Origin of the sequence: Haematobacter sp., assembly GCF_032102465.1 — a bacterium.
In the GTDB taxonomy this organism is placed as follows: Bacteria; Pseudomonadota; Alphaproteobacteria; order Rhodobacterales; family Rhodobacteraceae; genus Haematobacter.
The window spans coordinates 1-4,997 of record NZ_DAMDHB010000073.1 but is presented as its reverse complement, the minus strand read 5'-3'; the positions used below and the strand labels follow the sequence as shown (position 1 = coordinate 4,997).

At 67.6% G+C, this 4,997-nt stretch carries 5 protein-coding genes and 1 pseudogene; 5 read left to right on the top strand and 1 reads right to left on the bottom strand.

What is annotated here, in order from left to right:
• The 5 genes from RT513_RS20585 to RT513_RS20565 all read left to right on the top strand — a co-directional run.
• The coding region (locus RT513_RS20585) for an aminotransferase class I/II-fold pyridoxal phosphate-dependent enzyme (protein WP_313534538.1) at positions 1-748 on the top strand (748 nt) is incomplete at its 5' end.
• Complete coding sequence (gene cbiB, locus RT513_RS20580; RefSeq protein WP_290685460.1) at positions 748-1,662, top strand: adenosylcobinamide-phosphate synthase CbiB; 915 nt, start codon at positions 748-750, stop codon at positions 1,660-1,662. The genes RT513_RS20585 and cbiB, both read left to right, overlap by 1 nt.
• A 373-nt stretch (positions 1,663-2,035) precedes the next feature.
• Complete coding sequence (locus tag RT513_RS20575) at positions 2,036-3,220, top strand: lytic murein transglycosylase (protein ID WP_290685458.1); 1,185 nt, start codon at positions 2,036-2,038, stop codon at positions 3,218-3,220.
• A 3-nt stretch (positions 3,221-3,223) separates the two neighbouring features.
• Entirely contained in the window at positions 3,224-3,769 is a 546-nt protein-coding gene (locus tag RT513_RS20570; protein ID WP_290685456.1) for a hypothetical protein, read from the top strand.
• 63 nt (positions 3,770-3,832) lie between these two features.
• Entirely contained in the window at positions 3,833-4,012 is a 180-nt protein-coding gene (locus RT513_RS20565; RefSeq protein ID WP_290685454.1) for a hypothetical protein, read from the top strand.
• Between the two features lie 176 nt (positions 4,013-4,188).
• Here RT513_RS20565 and RT513_RS20560 read toward each other — a convergent pair.
• Positions 4,189-4,997 (bottom strand): annotated as a pseudogene (locus tag RT513_RS20560) (chromosome segregation protein SMC); the annotation flags it as partial.

Here is a 4,997-nt window from a genome sequence, read left to right as displayed (position 1 = left end):
GGCGCGGACCTTCTGGCGCGTGCCGCGGGCAGCGGCGGTGCTGGCGGCGCCGGGGGCGTCCGCACTGATCGCGCGCCTCCCGCGCCTGCTGCCACCGGGACGGGTGGAGATACCGGGGCCGACCTACAATGAACATGCCGCCTCCTTTCGGGCGGCGGGCTGGGAGGAGGGACCGGGCGGCGCGCGGGTGCTGGTGCACCCCAACAATCCCGACGGCAGGCTTCATTCCGCGGCGGGGGCGGGATCGGGAGCGCTCACCGTGATTGATGAGAGTTTCTGCGACGTACTGCCGGAGGCGAGCCTCATTGCCCTCTCCACCCGGCCCGGCACGCTGGTGCTGAAAAGCTTCGGCAAGTTCTGGGGGCTGGCGGGGGTGCGGCTGGGCTTTGCCATCGGCGATCCCGTGCTGATCGCCGGTCTGGGCGAAGCGCTCGGACCCTGGCCCGTTTCCGGCCCCGCGCTGGCGATCGGGCGCGCGGCGCTGTCCGACGAGGGCTGGGCCGCGCGGACACGCGCGCGGCTTGGCCATGATGCGGCGCGGCTGGACGGCATCCTGACGGCACGCGGCGCGCGCGTGGCCGGCGGAACGCCGCTGTTCCGGCTCTATGAGGTCGAGGACGCGCGGGCGTGGCAGGAACGTCTGGCCCGCGCCCGCATCTGGAGCCGCATCTTCCCCTACAGCGACCGCTGGCTCCGCCTTGGTCTGCCGCCGGGCGATGGCTGGGCGCGGCTGGAGGGGCCGTGGTGATGCAGCCGCTTGCCCTCGCCGCGGCTCTGGCCCTGGACGCGGTGTTCGGCGAGCCGGAACGGCTCTGGTCCCGTGTGCCGCATCCCGCGGTCCTCATGGGCCGCATGATCGACGGGATGGATCGCCGCTTCAACCGGGGAGCGGGGAGACGGGCGAAAGGGGCGGTGGGGATCGGCCTGCTCGTCCTCCTTGCCTTGCTGGCGGGGCGGCTGGTCGCGGCGCTGCCGGGCGGCGGGCTTCTGGAGGTGCTGGCCGCCGCGGTTCTGCTGGCCCAGCGAAGCCTCGCCGATCATGTCGCGGCCGTGGCGACCGGTCTCCGCGCGAGCCTCGTCGAAGGGCGAAGGGCGGTGGCGCGGATCGTCGGGCGGGATACGGCGGCGATGGATGCGCCCGCCGTCGCCCGCGCGGCGATAGAAAGCGCGGCGGAGAACCTTTCGGACGGCGTCGTCGCCCCGGCCTTCTGGTTCCTTGTCGGCGGGTTGCCGGGCATTCTCGTTTACAAGCTCGTCAACACCGCCGACAGCATGATCGGCCACCGCACCCCCCGGCACGAGGACTTCGGCTGGGCAGCAGCGCGGCTGGACGATCTTCTGAACCTCGTCCCCGCGCGGCTGACGGCGCTGCTGATCGCTCTTGCCCACGGGCGGCCTGATGCGCGGCGGGTCATCCTGCGGGATGCACCGCTGCATCGCTCGCCGAATGCAGGCTGGCCGGAGGCGGCGATGGCGGCCGTGCTCGGGATCGCGCTTTCCGGCCCGCGGAGCTATCACGGCGAGCGGCAGGACTTTCCCTATGTCAACGCGGAGGGGCGGCATGACATCGGCGCGGCGGAGATCGACGCGGCGGTGGCCGCGCTCTGGCGGACATGGGCGCTGATGCTGGCGCTGGTGCTTCTGGTCTGGCTCATCAGCTAACAAGTTGCTGAAAAAAGGCTTTTGGGGGTGTATTGGAGCGGGAATCATCCGCAATCCGACGAACTTCAGCCAGAAATCCAGACATTTCGGATCATACCGAAGGCGATTTCCAGAGGATTGGCCGACTGCTGAAAAAGGCTTATAGGCCTGTGTTGAAGTGGAAATCGTTCGCAATCTGACGAAATCCAGCCAGAAATCTATATACTTCCGGGCGTTTTCCGGGCCGATTTTCAGATTTCCGGCACATAGGCATCACACTTCAGAACTTTTTCAGAAGCCTGTTAGATATGAGACCTGTGAACTCTCCCAGCAGCCTGCCAGGGGCCTTGCCCGGATACCGCCTCGCCCTAGCTTCGCGAAAGGAGGAACCCCCATGCGCACCACCCTGTTCCCTGCCCTGCTGGGCCTTGTCGCCCTCGCGGGCACCGCATCCGCCCAAAGCGTGCCCTGCGGCGGCGACTTCGGACGCTTCATCGCCGGGCTGAAACAGGAAGCGGTCGCGAACGGCCATTCCGCACAGGCCGCCGACCGTTTCTTCGCCAACGTGCGCCGCGACCCGAAAGTGATCGCCGCCGACAATTCGCAAGGCGTCTTCCGCAAGACATTCACCGATTTCTCCCGCGCGCTCATCAGCGGGAACCGGATGGCCAACGGCGTGGCCAACGGCAAGAAATACGCCGGGCTGCTCAAGGAGGCGGAGCGGCGCTACGGCGTGCCTCCGGGGGTGATCCTTGCCTTCTGGGGGTTCGAGACCGACTACGGCGCAGTGCAGGGCAACTTCAACACGGCGAATGCGCTCGTCACCCTCGCGCATGACTGCCGCCGTCCCGACCTGTTCCGCCCGCAGGTATTCGCCGCGCTCTCGCTCTACGAAAAGGGGGAATTCGACCCGGCCACCACCACTGGCGCCTGGGCGGGGGAGATCGGGATGATCCAGATGCTGCCCAAGGATATCCTCGAACGCGGGGTGGACGGCGATGGCGACGGGCGGGTCACGCTGAAAACCTCCATCCCCGACGCGATCATGTCGGGGGGACGAATGCTTGCCGATCACGGCTGGCGGCGGGGGGAGCCGTGGCTTCAGGAAGTCACGGTTCCCGACCAGATGGACTGGAGCCTGAGCGGGCTGGACACGCCGCGCCCCGCTGCGGACTGGCTGCGCATGGGGGTGAAGCCGCGCGGCGGCGGCAAGGTCGCAGCCAACCTGAACGCGGCCCTGCTGCTGCCGCAGGGGCGCAAGGGCCCGGCCTTCCTTGCCTATCCCAACTATTACGTGTTCTTCGACTGGAACAAGAGCTTCGTCTATGTGACGACCGCCGCCTATTTCGCCACCCGCCTCTCGGGTCCCCCGGCCTTCGACCCCGGCAACCCGGACCCGCCGCTCACCGATGCGCAGATGACCCTGCTTCAGCAGAAGCTCACCGCGCGTGGCTACAATGTGGGCGCGATAGACGGCGTCCTGGGCGCCATGACCCGCAGCGCCGTGCAGAAGGAGCAGGCGCGCCTCGGCCTGCCCGCAGACGCATGGCCCACCCGAACCCTTCTGGACAGGCTCTGACCCATGCCGCAAGCGACCGCTGAAACACTCGCCGATGCCCTGCCCCATGTCCTTGCCGCGCCAAAGGACGATGCGCCGATCCAGACGCTCTGCTTCCGCAAGGGCTTCGGCAAGCGCGACTTCCGCGACAGCCTGACACTCACCGTCGCGGAGGGCATCCCCGGCGAGCGCTGGATGAAGCACCCATGGATGAAGCTGGCGGATGGCAGGCCCGACCCGCGCATACAGATATCCATTCTCGGCGCCCGCGTGGTGGAGGCGGTGATGACGGAGCCGGAGATGCTCCACCCGGGAGACACCATCGTCGCGGATATGGATTTCTCGGAGGAGAACCTGCCCGTCGGTACGCGGCTTCGGATCGGCACGGCCGTCGTGGAAGTGTCCGACCTGTGGAACGATGCCTGCGTGAAGTGGAAAAAACGCTATGGCAAACCGGCCTTCGACTGGGTCCGCGCGCCCGGCCACCCGGAGCTGAGGCTCCGCGGCGTGCTTTGCCGGATCATGGAGGACGGGGAGGTGACCCTTGCGGATCGTATCCGCAAGATATGACGCCAGCGCCGGAACCCGGCCCGGTCATGAACGTTCCACTGCGTTGAAATGGAGGAGGAAATCATGACCAGAACTTATCTCGTCGCAGCCCTGCTCTGCGTTTCTGTCGTCGCCGCTTGCGGCAATACGCGCGGACAGCGGGTCGCCACCGGCGCGATCGGCGGCGCGGCGGCGGGGCAGGTGATTGCCGACGAACCCATCGCGGGGGCCGCAGTCGGCGGGCTTATCGGCGCGGTCCGCTAAGGCCCTCGCCTGAGTTAACAGGCTGTTGAAAAGTCCTGAAGTGTCATGCCGATGTGCCAGACATCGGAAAATCCGCCCGGAAACATCCGGAAGTATATGGATTTCCGGCTGGATTTCGTCAGATGGAGAGCGATTTCCGCTCCAACACAGGCCAAAAGGCCTTTTTCAGCAGCCTGCTAGGCCACCAGCGCCTCCGCCCGTGTCAGATCGACGGAGACGAGCTGGCTCACCCCCTGCTCCTGCATGGTGACGCCGAACAGCCGGTCCATCCGCGCCATCGTAACCGCGTGGTGCGTGATGACGAGAAAGCGGGTGCCGGTGCGGCGCGTCATCTCGTCCAGCAGATCGCAGAACCGGCCGACATTGGCATCGTCCAGCGGAGCGTCCACCTCATCGAGCACGCAGATCGGCGCGGGATTGGCGAGGAACACCGCAAAGATCAGCGCCATCGCCGTCAACGTCTGTTCCCCACCTGACAGCAGAGACAGGACGGAGAGCTTCTTGCCCGGCGGCTGGCACATGATCTCCAGCCCGGCCTCCAGCGGATCGTCCGACTCCACCATCACCAGATCCGCCTCTCCCCCACCGAAAAGATGCGTGAAAAGCTGACGGAAGTTGCGGTTGACCTGATCGAAGGCCGCCAGCAGCCTTTCGCGCCCCTCCCGGTTCAGCGCGGCGATCCCCGCACGGAGCTTGGTGACGGCGGCATCCAGATCGGCCCGCTCCACGGCCAGCGTCCCCTGCTCCTCGGCCAGCGCGCGGGCATCCTCCTCCGCTCGCAGGTTCACGGCGCCCAAGGCCTCCCGCGCGCGGCGGAGGCGGTGGATCTCCTCCTCCGTCTCGCCCGCGGTCGCGGTGACCTCGCCCAGACTCGCAGCCAGCGCGGCAGGCTCCGTCTCCGCCTCCTCCCGGATGCGGTCGGCAGCCTCCCCGCAGGCAAGCGCGGCGGCATCGGCGCGGGCGATGGCAGCCGCCCGCTCCTCCC